Consider the following 13,493-nt stretch of genomic DNA (forward strand, 5'->3'; position numbering starts at 1 on the left):
CACGCTACCTTTCGGACCGACCTGGCATCAGGATTCCATCGAATCGAGTCTCTCCCAGTCGACGTTGATTCGGAGATGATACTCACTGTCGTAGCTTCCCTGTTCGGATCGCATTGGGTCGAGGAGCGGACACTCGCTCGTGAATGACTTGAGGAACGTCTCACGCGCCGGGAGGTCGAAGCCGAGCTGGTCGGCGAGGTAGACGATTCGTTTGGTCGCAGCGCCGTTGTCGGGTCGCTGGAGGCACTCAACGACCGTCGCCCACGAATCGTCTCGATCCTCCGCGACGACTATCGCCTGTACGAATTCTCGGATGCCACCACAGAGCTCGGGATGGTCGGTACAGTCAACGGTCGTCTTTTCCACATCTGCGACGTTCACGGCGGTGCCCTCGATGAGCCTCGACTCGTAGCCGAAGAATTTGATCTTGAGCGGAGCGGCTACGTCCGTGAAGTCGGTCAGTCAGGCTAACCTCCGGGACTAACGGCAGACTACCGCTCTCTATTCTCTGACAACCACTCCTAATCTGGACGGGGCGCGTTCTCGTACTTGACCATCTTCTCGGGCTTATCGGCGATGGTGTCGTAGATCTGCTGAAGTGTCTCCTCCGCGGCGAGCAGATTGTGCGTCTCCAAGAACTCGCGGCCGTCTTCGGTGAGGCCGTAGAACTTCCAGGGATATCCCTGCCGGCGCTGGTCGTCGTCCAAGGCGACCTCCGTGACGATGCCGGCGTCGATCAGCTTCTGGATGTGCTTGTAGACGGTGGCATCACTCACGCTGGGGTTGAGCTCCTCGAGTTCATACATTGATGGGAGCTGTTGGGGGTGACCGAGAATATCGCTGATAAGCGAAAATCGTGTCTGCTGTGTAATGAAGTGGATGACTTCCCGTGGTGTCGTGTCGTCACCGACACCCGAACCAGCCTCCATGACGATGTATTCGACCGGGCGTAGTAAAGTAGTTTACCCGAGAGTAAACTACCGAGCCGACTCACTATGATGAGTGTACCGCCAAGCGAGTAGGACAGGATAATTCACTGGCCCTCACGCTCTTCCCACTCCGGACGTGGTGTCGGGGACGGGAGTTCGTCAACCACAGTTCGGAGTTCGTCCTCTGTCGTCCACGGGAAGCACCGTTCGTGGAGTTCGAATTTGCGGAACTTGTTGAGATGAACCCAGCTGTACGTTGCTGGCTCTTCGCCCTCATTTGTCCGGTCGTCGATCACATCCCACACCTCCTGTTCGTCGATGTCGAGACCGCTCTCTTGGGTGCGATCAACGAGCGACTCGACGTTTGCTTGGACTTCATCCGCCGACAAATCGTCTGTGAACGCTATCTCAAGGGCGGCCTGAATGACGTGCTGTGGCGAGTCAAGGTTCTCGTCAGTCACCCACGCGTAATCACGTGGGAACACGTACGACTTGTCGAAATACGGCGGGTCATCGATCTCGCCCAATTCAGGCGCCTCCCCACCACTCTCCTTCTCGAAGACCCCAACGATGTAGTCGCTGTACGTCGCGAGCAACGAAAACATGATATCGAACGTATTGAGGCGGTCAGTCGGAAGTTCGAGGAGATCACCCATGATGAACGGATAGGCACCGAGCTGCTTCGTGAGTTCGTTCTGGACGGCGCGAAGCCGGCGGATATAGGGGTCGCGATAGCTCCCCAAGATGAAATACGATGTCCGCTGACTCCAGAGATACGGCAATTCACGCTGGGTGAACCGCCAGATTTCCCGTTTCTCTGCAGGCTCAAGTTCGATGCCCCCGACGGCCTCGTGAACAACGGTCATAATCTCCCCAGCGTCCGGCGGCGGGCTTGGGTCGGTCATTAGCTGCCGATTCAAACCACACCACCTTATCCCTTCTGAACCACTTTGGTTTTTTCTGGATTAACCAATTTGGGTGACCCTAACTGTTATAGCGTCCTACCTCGTACCAGCACGTATGAGCGAAACCGACACTGGTGCGGCCGATGCAGGGCCGTTCGCGGAACAGCAGCGGCTGTTCAAGCTGCTGTCCCAGGATACGCGCCATCTCATCATCCAGGAGCTGCTGGGCCATCCCGCCCATCTAATGTCGCTCGCCGAACTCGAGTATATGACCGGGAAGAGCCAGGCGGCCATCAAAGACCAGTTGGAGACGTTGATCGACGCCGGGCTCCTCGCACGCTACACGTACGATCCAAGCGAGGGGAAACGTGATCTCCCCTCCCAGTTCTACGGATTCACAGAGCGGGGGGTCGAGGTCCTCCACGACTACAAGTATCTCCGTGGGCTTCCGGTCGCACGTGCCCTCTACGAAAACACGCGCAAGACCGAGAAAATCGAGCGCCACGAATTGGCCCCTCGCCCGGAGCTTCCGGATGCCGTCGCGGAAGCCCTCGAGTTCGACGAGCCCGATCTCGACGCCGTCGATGGTGGCACAAACCCATAGTTCGTCGGTCAACTACCCCACCCTACTTCGCTCAGTCTGACGACTTTGCTCGTTGAGGGTGGGGCTTGTCCGTGTCCTCGACCTCGAACCCGTCCGGGTGGGCGGTAAATCCGCCACTTGGCGTCACCGTTCCAGACTTTAGAGCAAGCTGACTGTTGCCCGTCCGCCGGGACGACTGTTGGCCTCGGCGGACGTACCGCATACCGATGTTCTTCGCCGCGTTGTAGTCCGCATTCGCTTCCGACTCGCACTTCTGACAGCAGAAATCGGTTCGATTCGGGCGATTCTCGTCGGCTGTGAAGCCACACTCGGCGCACCGTTTCGACGTGTACGCCGAACCCACCTGCTGCACCAAGATACCGTTCGCTTCGGCTTTGTACTCTACTTGCTCGTAGAGCGTTTGGGACGCCCACTTGTGGCCCCACGACGCACCCGTGCGGTCGCGGATGTGGGTCAGGTCCTCGAACGCGATCACATCGCACTCGTATCGGAGTGCCTCGTCTACGATGGCGTTCGACGCCCGGTGAAGTACGTCACGGACGTACCGAAGTTCGCGGCCACTCGACTGTTCGAGCGTTCTATGGGCGCTTCGCGTTCCGGTCTGTTGGAGTCCGGCGCGTACCTTCTCGAACTCTCGGAGGTCGTGGGTCAACTCCCGCCCGCTAAAAAAGAAGGCAGTGCTGGTGACGGCGAGGTTTTCGATGCCGAGGTCAACCCCGAGGACCGTTCCGTCCTCGGCGGTATTGCGTTCGGTGTCGGTCTTGTGTCGGCGGAAGCCGATGTGCAAGAAGTAGTCGCCGTCGCGGGCGGTGAGCGTACTTTCCGTAACGCTCCACTCGTCAGAGTCGAGGTACTGCCGTTGGTAGCCATCGTCGGCCTCAGGGAGCGCAAGGTCACACCGGACGCGACTCTCCGTGGTGGAGAGTGACACTGTATCATCGTCAAATAGCGTCATCGTCCGGGTATCGTACTTCACCGTGGGTGCGGTGAACGTAGGCTTGCTGACCTTCTTGCCGTTGGACCGGCGTTCGATACAGCCAGTGATGGCTTGTGCGGCTTGGTGGGTGGCGAGAATCGCATGCTGACTCCCGAGGCTGGTTTGCTCACGCACGTCGTCGTAGGCGAGGGGCTGTACGTCGCTCTTGGCGTTGCACTTGCCCCACGCCATGTCGGTGGCGAGCTGGCAACCACGCTTCCACTCAGAGATGGTCTCCTCAAGCAACTCGCGTTGCGTACCATCTACCGAGAGTCGGGTGATTCCTGTCCGGCGCACGTAGTCGTCTGCCACAGATTCAATGTAGTCTCGTGGCTACTTATAGATTAGTTTCTGCAGCCTATACGAACGCGCTCCTCCCCTCCCTACTCGCACCCTTCGGTCGCTCCTTGAGGAAGGGGACTCCGCGCTACCACTTCAGTTGAACAGCACCGTTCTCGACGCTGCAGAGAAGGTACGCCGACTTCGTACCTAGGTCAGGACTCCGTGGGCTCCAGCATGGCTGGCTCGACGTTGATCCGGAGGCGATACGTACTGTCGGTCGACCCGGTGTCGGGCCGCGTCGGGTCCAGCAACGAGTAGCCACTCGTGAACGACGCGACGAGTTCCTCGCGGGCAGGGAGGTCGATGCCGAGCTGGTCGGCGAGGTAGACGATCCGCTTGGTCGCAGCGCCGTTGTCGAGGCGTTCGAGGTACTCGCCGACGGTGTCCCAGTCGCAGCCCCGGTCGTCGGCAGTACGCATCGCGATTGCGAGTTTCCGAAGGCCACCACAGAACTCGGGGTGGTCCGCACAGTCGACCAGCGTCTTCTCCAGGTCGCTGACCTGAACGGTCGTGCCCTCGACCGATGTCGGCTCACAGCCGAAGAATTTCTGCTCGGTGACTGTCGTGACGCGGTACGGGACGCCGTGGATCTCCCTGCTTTGCGCTCGGGTCGGCGTAACGACGTACACCGTCCGGGGAACCTGTTCGGTCAGCCCGTGGTGGCTGAGGGCGCTGTAGTAGCCGATGTACATCGGCTCGGCGACGTGGGCGGCGATGAGGTACTCGTGGGTCGTGTACACGGCTTCCTCGCCGGCTGTGAGTGGAATGATGAGATACGTGCCCGGGAAGAGCCGGTCGAGCCAGCCCCTCTCGGTGAGTCGGGAGGCGATCTCGCGGGCGGTGTTTGGGGGGACCTCCAGCGTCGTCTCGATGTCGTCGACGGAGATGATCTGGTGACCCGCGCCAGCGAGTCGTGCAAGGAGTCGACTTTCTCGAGTCGAGAGACCCTGGCGTATATTTTGTGTTTGCTCTATGGTACCGATACCTGTGTTTCTTACATAGAGTATAAACACGGGCCTGCTTTAGCCTTGCGACTGCCGCGGACGGCGGAGACGAGCAGACTTAACCAACAAAATAAGGGTATAGAACCGTGCGTTGGTTAAGGATTTAAGCGCCGTCTTCGACTACGTCGATGAGCTCTTCTGCTGTGGAACTGATCCGGTCGAGACGGTCGCGAACGATCTCGGGATTGTTCGACTCCCACGCGGCCAGGTAGAACGCCGACCCGCTAGTGTCCAACCCACAGTACCGCCCGACGACGTACGCGACGGCTTCGGCCTCTACTTCGCGTTTCGACCGCTCGGTGTCGTCGTCGACGTCGAAGTGGAGCAGGGCGTGGGCGTACTCGTGGATCAGCGTCCGCGCAAGGTCGGCATCGTTCTCCCGGTCACGCACCTCGACACGCGGTTGCATATCGACGAGACTCAGCTGCTCGCAGATGCCCTTCGCCTCGCCGTGCGTCCACTCCTCGGCTGGAACAATTCGCACCGTCACGCCGTTCGCGTTCGCTGGCTATGGTGTGACAGTTCAGAACAATGGAATGGTCGTCATCCAGCCGACCGAGTCACGACACGGATCAAAGTAACACCGGACGAATCTGATATCGAATCATCGACTCGGAAGACTCGGTGTCTCTCGTGGGAGACATTGACGTCAGGGACTCGGCAGCGACACTTCTTCAGGGAGCGAGTCAAGTACTGTTTCGACCTGTTCGTCAGGGTGGTACCGGACGGCACCGGTTGTATGTTCGAACTCGACGACACCGTAGTCCGCTAACTTCGGCAGGTGGGAATGTAGGAGTTGGATGGCGAGTTCTTCCCGGTCCTGCTGTGGACCGTTTTTCGAGTCGGAAGCTCGACTGGATATCTGCTCGACGAGGTCCTCGAGCGTCGTGGTTCCGTTAGCCTCGTGGCGCAGGTGGTGGATGATCCGACGTCGGTGCTGGTCGGCAACGAGCTGGAGACACCTATCGAGATCGTAGTTCGTCATAATGCGTTACGCTCTACCGAGGTGCATCAATTGTGGCGGTTTTCACACCTGAGAAAATTTTGATTATGTGAGTCACACTCGCTGAGTGTACATGTCTGCAGTATTAGTACATTGGTCGTCGTAGACTCTCAAAGCTCACGTCACCCAGTTAATCAAAAATTGTTTTCTCGTTAAAATGTGGCCACTTGATGCAATCGGAGGGCGTTAGTCCCGGTATCCGCTTATCGGCGGAGAGATTACACATGGTACGAAATCCGTTCCAATCACGTCGAGAAACGCGGCGCCGAGCACGAGAAGCGGTCGACGCCGAGAAGGCGAAAAACGTCCTTTCGGAAGCCGCTGAGGAAGATGTCGAGCCAGATGCGGAGGCTGCAGAGGCACTGAGAGAGGCGGCAGCCGAGGAAACAGCCGAAGTCGCTGAATCGACAGATCGTCGCGCCCGCCGTCGCGGTCGAAAAAACATCACGTCCGAGGACGTTGCACAGGCGAACGAACGACATCAAGACCGCGAAGAACGTGGACGGCGCCGATAACGACTGACCACAGATCATCCCTGCCAAGTCCTCCCAAGCGACTGAACAATGCCAGTATGCAACGATTGCGGTGCGTTCGCAACGTCACGGTTTGCCCGCGTCTTCGGGGACAACGAGGACGACATCTACGGCTGCCGCAACTGTCTGTCAGTTACAGCACTGGTCGACGGACGTGCGGCACGGGATACTTCGTGACGCCGACGAGTGCTTCCGGACTCGATCGATGCCTGGTGTCGGTGCTGTAATTATCAACAAAGCATGAAAACCATACGCAACTCCGTTTCAGAAGCAACGCTCTACGTGTGCCGTGATTGTGGAGACGGCATCGAAGATCCCAACACGAACACCTGTCCTCACTGTGGTGGACCGTTGGTGAACAGTACTGTCCCGCACGATTAGCAGTGCAATCCTACGGAAATTCCCATATTCATAGTCGCCTTCGTGACATGGACTCGTCCGCTAAGAGTTCTCTGCGGAACCTCTGGACGGCGGCTCAATAAATCGAAGATGAATTCGTCAGCTCGGGTCTAAAGTGTTCGTCAATGCGTGCAATCACGCTCACTGAAAGCTATCGTTCTCTCACGTCCAGGACGAGCCCTATGGTAGTGCCACCGCCCTACAGTCTAGCATAATGCGTCTCGTTCTCTCTATCGACGGAAGCGTGCTCGTGCCGGAACTGAGTCCACAGCAGTTGGAAGCGTACGCCGACGTCATCACGACACTCGCTGAAGCGCACGAAATCTGTGTCGTCACCGGGGGGCGCCCTCGCACGTGAATACATTGACGTGGGTCGGGCCATTGGAGCGAACGAAATCGAGCTTGATCAGATCGGTATCGGCGTCACGCGGCTCAACGCCCGGTTACTCATCGCGGCGATCGGCGACGAGGCCGTCTTGGCGCCAGCAAGAGAATACGAAACGGCAAATAGCGCGCTCCGTCGTGGCGACATCGTCGTCATGGGTGGCACGGCACCGGCACAAACGACTGACGCGGTGAGCGCAGTTCTCGTCGAGTACGTGGACGCAGACCGTCTCATCTATGCGACGAGTACTCCAGGCGTGGTTACTGCTGATCCGAACACCTGCCCGGACGCAGAACCCTTCGATGAGCTCACTCCAAGCCAGCTGGTCTCGCTCATTCTCGATCTCGACATGACCGCTGAAAGCAGTGTACCGATTGACCTCCACGCTGCGAAGATGCTTCAACGGGCGCAATGCGAAACGATCGTCCTCAATGGAGGCGACCCCGAGAATATTCTTACTGCTGTCCGAACCGGGGAGTTCGAGGGGACGAAAATCAATCCGGATCAAACGAACGATCCCCCACCGTGAGCCACGAAGGGAAGTTATTCCGATGGAGAACCAACCACGGGTATGCCCCACTACGAGGCTTCCTTCGAGATAGACTCGAAGACCGATTCGTACGCGGCTCGGCGCATGCTGGAGCAGGTATACGATACGATTCGAGAAGAATCACGGAGCGTTCGAGAAGGGACGGACGACGCCGATGAGCTCTTGGAAGCTTTCCGGACGCTTCGAGACGCAGCGAAGCAGCCCACGCCGGGGCGACTGACCATCTCCTACGAACAATACGACGGCGGATTCGAGGACTGATATCGCGACCCCCCGTCACGATCGGGCCGACTCACTGTTGAGTGCCTACGTGGAGACGTGTCGTGCTGAAAGGACAAACACGGTCGATGCTCGTCCGTCTGCACAAGTGACAAGGACGGGTAGGTAGCACCACTCGGAACTGGATACCATTATATTCGTATCAGCGAGTCTGAGGCCGTCGCAGTGTGTCAAACGATCAACGTCGGCGGGTGAGATGGTCCCGCAGCCACGGTCATACGAGAACCCATGGCGGAAACAACCCCCCTCTCAGACGACGGTTGAGTCCGCTCGCTCTTGGGCAAACAGGTCAAGGACGACCTTCGAGCCACCGAGTATGACGGGGCCGACGAACAGGCCGATTGCCCCAAACAGAATAATTCCCCCGAAGATACCCACAACGATGGTCGCGACGTTGATCGCTCCGCTCCGGTTGATGATCGCCGGTCGAAGATAGAGGTCCGAGGCGCTGACCACTGACCCGTAGACAAAAAACAGTACCGCTGTAGTGGGGCGACCGATTGCAAACAGGTAACCCGAAACCGGAAGCCAAACACCGAATGCCCCAACGAGTGGGAGCAACGTGAGAACAAATGTCGCGACGGTCAAGAACACAACCCCAGGCATGCCAACGAGCGCTAATCCGATGCCGAGTAGTACCGCTTGGACCCCCGCGACAGCGACATTCCCGATAACGGACGCCCACATGAGGGCGTCAAGTTCTCTGATAAGTTCCCGCTCCACACGATCAGAGAGCGGGACAATCGACTGTAGCCATGTGACGAACTGTTCACCGTCTCGCAATAACGCAAAGAGTACGAAGACCGTCACGGTGAGGCCGATCAACACACCAGGGAGACCGACGACGACGTTCACCGCGCCGGTTGCAAGACGCTGCAACCCGGTAGCTATCGGCTCTTGATAGGTCCCATACAGGAGATCGAAATCGACCACGTAACCGATGGCTTCGATTCGGTCCTGAATGAGGTCGAGACTGAGTCCTCCTTCTTGGAGGGCGGTTAGCAGCCCCAGTCCCTGCTGAATTGCGACGGTGAGGAGATACGCGACCGGGATGAAGAGGACAAATACCGAAAGCGAAATGAGGGTGAGGGCAGCCGTAGTTGAGGTCGTGTGACGCTCGAGCGTCCGTTGTGCGGGCGCGAGAACGTATGCGAGGACGATCGCGAGTAAGATATACTGAATCTGTGTGAACACGAAAAGGAGTCCGAGAACAACGCTCACCACCGCCAAGATCGACAGCATGAGGTGCTCCGAAAACCAATGCTGACGGTCTCCCTGTTCAGTCATATTCAGTATAGAGATTCCCCTTATCCTTGACTTGTGTGTACAAAATTGGTCTATCTGTCAATGGTCGTCACTGGATCCGAGTACTGCCACTATCGAAGCGGGGTAGTCACGTCAGATTGAGAATCAGCGACAAGCGAACTGTAGTACTAGCCACCCACGTAATACTCTGTGAATGGCACAAGACGGATCTTCCAAGGCGCAGATGAGACAGTGTCAATACCAGTTCTTTTCCGTTGTTAGCGTCTCTTTTCGGTATGTCTTTCTCGTTGAATTCTCTGGCAATTCAGGGTCTGGGCTCAACGCCGGTAACGGCCGAGATGCTCGTCGTCTTCGCCCTCATTCTCCTCGCGCTCGTGCTCTTTGCGACTGAACGGTTTCCGATCGACGTCACCGCCATCTTGATCATGGTTCTGTTGATGGTGCTCGAACCGTGGACGCAGATCTCTCCACGTGAGGGGATCTCGGGGTTCGCGAATCCGGCGACGATCACGGTGCTGGCGATGCTCATTCTGAGTACGGGGATCAACCGAACCGGCATCGTTCAGTTGATCGGCCGCAAGATGGCGGCGTTCGCCGGGACCGACCGACGGAAGCAACTCGCAGCGACGGTCGGAGTCACTGGCCCAGTCTCGGGGTTTATCAACAACACACCAGTCGTCGCGATTCTGGTTCCCGTCATCGCCGATCTCGCACACGAGGGAAATACCTCGCCGTCGAAGCTCCTGATGCCGCTGTCGTTCGCGTCAATGCTCGGGGGAACGCTCACACTCATCGGGACGTCGACGAACATCCTCGCGAGCGATATCGCGGCCCAACTCGGTGCGGAGTCACCCAGCCTCGGACTACATGCGTTTGGGATGTTCGAGTTCACCAAACTCGGTGTCGTCGTCTTCGCCGTCGGTGCCCTCTATCTCATGACGATCGGCGTTCGACTCCTTCCCGAACGGATTCCGGCCGACGAGGACCTCGTCGAGGAGTACGCGCTCCAGGAGTACCTCGCGGACGTGGTCGTCCCGGCGGACTCATCACTGATCGGCCAGACTGTCCGAGAGGCGCTCGGCGACGACGACCTCGATATCGACGTGTTACAGCTGATTCGCTACGGCGAACGGTTCGACGAACCCCTCGCCAGGAAAGAGATCCACGAAAAGGATACGCTCCGACTCAGGACGAATCGAGAGACGCTCGAATACATCATGGATGCGGAAGGGCTCACACTGTCGGGCGGTCCGCAAACCGAGGAGGATCTGCATCCAGAGGAGGAAGAACCGGTGCTCGTCGAAGTCGTCATCCCGTCGGGGTCGTTTCTCGTTGGCGAAACGCTGGCGAGTTCGTCGTTCCGACAGCGCTACGACGCGAACGTTCTGGCCTTTCGCACCCGTGGTGACATTGTCCGGGACCGGTTCGAGGACGTCCGTATTCGCGTCGGCGACACGCTCCTGGTCCAGTCACCGCCCGACAGCCTCACGCGGCTCGTCGAGAACGAGGATTTCATCGTCGCCCACGAGTTCGACGAGGTGACCTACCGGAGCGAGAAAATCCCGTTCGCGGTCGGTATCATTGCCGGCGTGGTCGCATTGCCGGCACTGAACATCCTCCCGATCGTCGTCTCAGCACTCGCTGGCGTCGTGGCGATGATTTTCACTGGCGTCCTCAAGCCGACCGAACTCTACTCGTCCGTCGAGTGGAACGTGATCTTCCTCCTCGCGGGCATCATCCCGCTCGGTATCGCCCTGCAGCAGACGGGCGCTGCGGCGCTGCTCGGCGATGCCGTCGCTGCGACGTCGGTGTTTCTGCCACCGATCGGCGTCCTGTGGGTCTTCTACCTCGCGACCGGCCTGTTGACGAGCGTCATCAGCAACAACGCGAGCGTCGTGTTGATGATCCCGGTGGCTGCCAACGCGGCCCAGTCGATCGGGGCGAACGCGTTCGCGTTCGTCTTGGCGGTCACGTTCGCCGCCTCGACAGCGTTCATGACGCCCGTCGGTTACCAGACGAATCTCTTCGTCTACGGACCCGGTGGGTACACGTTTTCTGACTTCATCCGTGTCGGCGCTCCGCTGCAGTTCCTGCTCTCAATCGTCACCGTCCTCGGGATTGCGTTCTTCTGGGGGGTCCGCGTGTGAAGACTACCCGTCTCGCTCCGGAGAGTACGAAACGCCATCACCGCTGACTGGAGACGCTGTACGAACGTTGATTCATCTGGCGGTCGTACTAGAAGTATGGTCGAGTTTCCAGACGAACGACAGCTCGTACTCGGGGCGCGTTCCCGGTTGGAGCGGTGGACGAGAAGTGCCCGGATGGAGGCGTACGCTGAACTGTTCGAAGGTGACGATCCCATCCTCTCCCCCGAAGAGATGCAACTCCTCGACGCGCTCGACTCTGAACTGGAACGCCAAGGCGGCGATGGGGTCTGGGGCACCGATCAGTACGGCATTCACACAGCAGGGGCCTCGAGTTCGGATACCTCACTCGGTGTGGTCTGCGTATATCATCCACAGATCACAAAAGATTCTGTCCTCCGAGGCGGCGATGACCTCGACGATGAGACCGAAGAGCGACTCAACGCAGCACTCTGGCAATATAGTGAGCGCGTCGCGACACTCATCGAAGCCGAACTCGATGAGTTCGTCCGTCAAGCGGGGGTATAAGTCCTGGCCAGATCCACTTTCGGTGATCGTACGCATCTATCATACTTCACTCAGCAACTGAGATATTCACCCGGTTAATCAACACACAGATTCATTCGGAAATTCGGGGCTTCTATCCCTCCACCAGCCGTATTCGTACGAGAAGGATGATCGAGTCTATCTATAGTTCTGCGACGTCGGAACCGAAATCTGATGGTGCAGACATCGACGCAATACTCGAATGGATCGGAGGGTGTGTCAAGGACATCAGCCTCGGGTTCGAGCGATGGAATGACCCATACGCCCGTGGACCTGGACTCTATTTCGTCGTCGAACGGGACCCCATAACCGAATTTGCGGCTCCGATGGGGACGAACCGCTGGCCGGTTGAGAAGTGTGCGACTGTCTTTGCTGAGACCGATGTATTTCTTGAGGCGGCACAGAACGTAGCGTTGTCCCGTGATGGCGCAGTCGTCGTTCACAGCGACGGCACGATCGAGGAGGCAATGGTCCGGGTCAACCAGCTCTCTCCAGCCGAATGCCGACAAAACGACAATCTTCCCTATGCGGGGTGGATGGGTGCTCGTCACATGAGCGCACTGGAAACCTCGACCCGCGAGGAAGTGGTCGCGGCGATCACACTTAGCGAAGAAGACGGACGAGTAACAGTTTTTACTGACGGCACGTTCGAGGATTCCCTAGCGACATCCCTGGTGATTGATTGAACAACGGAGGGCGAAGACACTCATGGCCGTCGAGTCGGACTTGCTCCTTCCGTTTCCCCGCGAGATGACGCTCGTTTTGGCCGTTGTACATGCGCTTGGAATCGTCGCTGATCGACTCGGGTTTGCACCGGTCGTTGGTGAACTCCTCATCGGGTTGGTGCTCGGGCCTTCGGTTCTCGCTCTCGTCGTTCCGAGCGTCACGGCTGTCGTCGTCCCGGTTCCCGATCGGCTGGCAACCCTTGCGCCACTTGGACTCATTCTCCTCCTCGTATCGGCTGGACCGGAGGTTAGCGTTCGGACGGTACGCCGCTATGTTCGACCGACGGTCGCACTCGCCGCCAGCGCCTCAGTCGTGTCGTTTCTTTTGGGGTCGCTACCGTTCTCGGGCCGCGAATCGTCGATGCACTCGTTGAGAGTGGTTGTACACCAGTGACGATGGCTCGATACAGAGTGCGTATCTCTCGCTGGAGCAGTTCCAGACAAGCGGGAGCAATCGTCAGAATGAGACAGTCGATTCATCCTCCGCCTCAGTTCCGAATGCCGTGCCGCCTCGGTCATCATAATATTTGCGTCCAATAAATGTATCATCAAGATTACCGACGATTGCGGTGTAAAGGGCGTCTGCGGTCGGGAAATTCTCGTCCTCGACTGGGTCTAAAATTTCTTGAATAGTTACCGAGCCGCCGGAGGGTGCTGTTATTTCGATAGTACCGATCTGTTCAATCACGGTCGCGTGCGTCGCTGGGAACTCGATCCTGTCAATGACAATCTGCTCTGTATCTGAATATTCCATATCTATCATTCGTGGACCGATGTTTCGGCCACCGTGGTGTCTGGTAAGAGTCGAAAACAAATCAACCCACACAGTTTTTATTTTTTATTGATATTTGATTATGTGAGTCACATCCATCGACACCTATCACGTCTCAACTGTTCCGAGAC

General features: G+C 58.0%; 16 protein-coding genes and 2 pseudogenes. 8 read left to right on the plus strand and 10 right to left on the minus strand.

The window, feature by feature from the left end:
* Positions 1 to 27 precede the first annotated feature (27 nt).
* The 3 genes from P1L41_RS17775 to P1L41_RS17785 form a co-directional block, all read right to left on the minus strand.
* The gene (locus P1L41_RS17775; RefSeq protein ID WP_336399978.1) at positions 28 to 381 is read right to left on the minus strand and encodes a hypothetical protein; all 354 of its coding nucleotides are present in this window, start codon (positions 379 to 381) and stop codon (positions 28 to 30) included.
* 140 nt (positions 382 to 521) lie between these two features.
* Complete coding sequence (locus P1L41_RS17780; RefSeq protein ID WP_276298508.1) at positions 522 to 929, minus strand: MarR family transcriptional regulator; 408 nt, start codon at positions 927 to 929, stop codon at positions 522 to 524.
* A 104-nt stretch (positions 930 to 1,033) separates the two neighbouring features.
* Positions 1,034 to 1,834, minus strand: coding sequence for a DUF8170 family protein (locus P1L41_RS17785; protein ID WP_276298509.1), 801 nt, complete (start codon positions 1,832 to 1,834; stop codon positions 1,034 to 1,036).
* 115 nt (positions 1,835 to 1,949) lie between these two features.
* Between P1L41_RS17785 and P1L41_RS17790 the strand changes: the two genes are divergently transcribed.
* Entirely contained in the window at positions 1,950 to 2,438 is a 489-nt protein-coding gene (locus tag P1L41_RS17790; RefSeq protein ID WP_276298510.1) for a winged helix-turn-helix domain-containing protein, read from the plus strand.
* 31 nt (positions 2,439 to 2,469) lie between these two features.
* Here the strand turns inward: P1L41_RS17790 and P1L41_RS17795 are convergent, their stop codons facing one another.
* The 5 genes and pseudogenes from P1L41_RS17795 to P1L41_RS17815 form a co-directional block, all read right to left on the minus strand.
* Positions 2,470 to 3,726 (minus strand): RNA-guided endonuclease InsQ/TnpB family protein, encoded by a 1,257-nt coding sequence (locus P1L41_RS17795; RefSeq protein WP_276298511.1) that lies wholly within the window; start codon positions 3,724 to 3,726, stop codon positions 2,470 to 2,472.
* A 182-nt stretch (positions 3,727 to 3,908) separates the two neighbouring features.
* Positions 3,909 to 4,739: a type IV toxin-antitoxin system AbiEi family antitoxin domain-containing protein gene (locus tag P1L41_RS17800; protein ID WP_276298766.1), complete on the minus strand. Its 831-nt coding sequence runs from the start codon at positions 4,737 to 4,739 to the stop codon at positions 3,909 to 3,911.
* Between the two features lie 124 nt (positions 4,740 to 4,863).
* A pseudogene (locus tag P1L41_RS17805) lies at positions 4,864 to 5,253 on the minus strand (ImmA/IrrE family metallo-endopeptidase); the annotation flags it as partial.
* A 156-nt stretch (positions 5,254 to 5,409) separates the two neighbouring features.
* The gene (locus tag P1L41_RS17810) at positions 5,410 to 5,745 is read right to left on the minus strand and encodes a DUF7344 domain-containing protein (RefSeq protein ID WP_276298512.1); all 336 of its coding nucleotides are present in this window, start codon (positions 5,743 to 5,745) and stop codon (positions 5,410 to 5,412) included.
* A 263-nt stretch (positions 5,746 to 6,008) separates the two neighbouring features.
* The gene (locus P1L41_RS17815) at positions 6,009 to 6,245 is read right to left on the minus strand and encodes a hypothetical protein (protein WP_276298513.1); all 237 of its coding nucleotides are present in this window, start codon (positions 6,243 to 6,245) and stop codon (positions 6,009 to 6,011) included.
* An 81-nt stretch (positions 6,246 to 6,326) separates the two neighbouring features.
* On the opposite strand from P1L41_RS17815, the gene P1L41_RS18705 reads away from it, so the two are divergent.
* From P1L41_RS18705 to P1L41_RS17825, 3 genes and pseudogenes are all read left to right on the plus strand, one after another.
* A complete protein-coding gene (locus tag P1L41_RS18705) occupies positions 6,327 to 6,473 on the plus strand; it encodes a DUF7563 family protein (RefSeq protein ID WP_419181091.1) in 147 nt (48 codons plus the stop codon).
* A 436-nt stretch (positions 6,474 to 6,909) separates the two neighbouring features.
* Positions 6,910 to 7,609 (plus strand): annotated as a pseudogene (gene pyrH / locus P1L41_RS17820) (UMP kinase).
* A 42-nt stretch (positions 7,610 to 7,651) separates the two neighbouring features.
* Positions 7,652 to 7,891, plus strand: coding sequence for a hypothetical protein (locus P1L41_RS17825; protein ID WP_276298514.1), 240 nt, complete (start codon positions 7,652 to 7,654; stop codon positions 7,889 to 7,891).
* 267 nt (positions 7,892 to 8,158) lie between these two features.
* Here P1L41_RS17825 and P1L41_RS17830 read toward each other — a convergent pair whose 3' ends face one another.
* The gene (locus P1L41_RS17830; protein ID WP_276298515.1) at positions 8,159 to 9,196 is read right to left on the minus strand and encodes an AI-2E family transporter; all 1,038 of its coding nucleotides are present in this window, start codon (positions 9,194 to 9,196) and stop codon (positions 8,159 to 8,161) included.
* Between the two features lie 317 nt (positions 9,197 to 9,513).
* Here P1L41_RS17830 and P1L41_RS17835 point away from each other — a divergent pair, with 317 nt between their 5' ends.
* From P1L41_RS17835 to P1L41_RS17850, 4 genes are all read left to right on the plus strand, one after another.
* Positions 9,514 to 11,322: an SLC13 family permease gene (locus P1L41_RS17835; protein WP_276298767.1), complete on the plus strand. Its 1,809-nt coding sequence runs from the start codon at positions 9,514 to 9,516 to the stop codon at positions 11,320 to 11,322.
* A 96-nt stretch (positions 11,323 to 11,418) separates the two neighbouring features.
* Entirely contained in the window at positions 11,419 to 11,847 is a 429-nt protein-coding gene (locus P1L41_RS17840; protein WP_276298516.1) for a DUF7539 family protein, read from the plus strand.
* Between the two features lie 146 nt (positions 11,848 to 11,993).
* A complete protein-coding gene (locus P1L41_RS17845; protein ID WP_276298517.1) occupies positions 11,994 to 12,551 on the plus strand; it encodes a diadenylate cyclase in 558 nt (185 codons plus the stop codon).
* A gap of 22 nt (positions 12,552 to 12,573) precedes the next feature.
* A complete protein-coding gene (locus tag P1L41_RS17850) occupies positions 12,574 to 12,984 on the plus strand; it encodes a cation:proton antiporter domain-containing protein (protein WP_276298518.1) in 411 nt (136 codons plus the stop codon).
* Positions 12,985 to 13,047: 63 nt separating this feature from the next.
* Here the strand turns inward: P1L41_RS17850 and P1L41_RS17855 are convergent, their stop codons facing one another.
* On the minus strand, positions 13,048 to 13,353 hold the full coding sequence (locus P1L41_RS17855; protein WP_276298519.1) for a DUF5789 family protein: 306 nt from the start codon (positions 13,351 to 13,353) through the stop codon (positions 13,048 to 13,050).
* Between the last annotated feature and the right edge of the window lie 140 nt (positions 13,354 to 13,493).

The sequence above is a fragment of the Haloarcula ordinaria genome (assembly GCF_029338275.1).
GTDB lineage: Archaea > Halobacteriota > Halobacteria > Halobacteriales > Haloarculaceae > Haloarcula > Haloarcula ordinaria.

Bases quoted from the DNA above. Each gene is read 5' to 3' on its own strand.
- P1L41_RS17835 (WP_276298767.1), top strand. From the start codon at position 9,514: ATGCTCGTCGTCTTCGCCCTCATTCTCCTCGCGCTCGTGCTCTTTGCG.
- P1L41_RS17830 (WP_276298515.1), bottom strand. From the start codon at position 9,196: ATGACTGAACAGGGAGACCGTCAGCATTGGTTTTCGGAGCACCTCATG.
- P1L41_RS17850 (WP_276298518.1), top strand. From the start codon at position 12,574: ATGGCCGTCGAGTCGGACTTGCTCCTTCCGTTTCCCCGCGAGATGACG.
- P1L41_RS17845 (WP_276298517.1), top strand. From the start codon at position 11,994: ATGATCGAGTCTATCTATAGTTCTGCGACGTCGGAACCGAAATCTGAT.
- P1L41_RS17785 (WP_276298509.1), bottom strand. From the start codon at position 1,834: ATGACCGACCCAAGCCCGCCGCCGGACGCTGGGGAGATTATGACCGTT.
- P1L41_RS17825 (WP_276298514.1), top strand. From the start codon at position 7,652: ATGCCCCACTACGAGGCTTCCTTCGAGATAGACTCGAAGACCGATTCG.
- P1L41_RS17855 (WP_276298519.1), bottom strand. From the start codon at position 13,353: ATGATAGATATGGAATATTCAGATACAGAGCAGATTGTCATTGACAGG.
- P1L41_RS17780 (WP_276298508.1), bottom strand. From the start codon at position 929: ATGGAGGCTGGTTCGGGTGTCGGTGACGACACGACACCACGGGAAGTC.
- P1L41_RS17810 (WP_276298512.1), bottom strand. From the start codon at position 5,745: ATGACGAACTACGATCTCGATAGGTGTCTCCAGCTCGTTGCCGACCAG.
- P1L41_RS18705 (WP_419181091.1), top strand. From the start codon at position 6,327: ATGCCAGTATGCAACGATTGCGGTGCGTTCGCAACGTCACGGTTTGCC.
- P1L41_RS17840 (WP_276298516.1), top strand. From the start codon at position 11,419: ATGGTCGAGTTTCCAGACGAACGACAGCTCGTACTCGGGGCGCGTTCC.
- P1L41_RS17790 (WP_276298510.1), top strand. From the start codon at position 1,950: ATGAGCGAAACCGACACTGGTGCGGCCGATGCAGGGCCGTTCGCGGAA.
- P1L41_RS17815 (WP_276298513.1), bottom strand. From the start codon at position 6,245: ATGTCGTTCGTTCGCCTGTGCAACGTCCTCGGACGTGATGTTTTTTCG.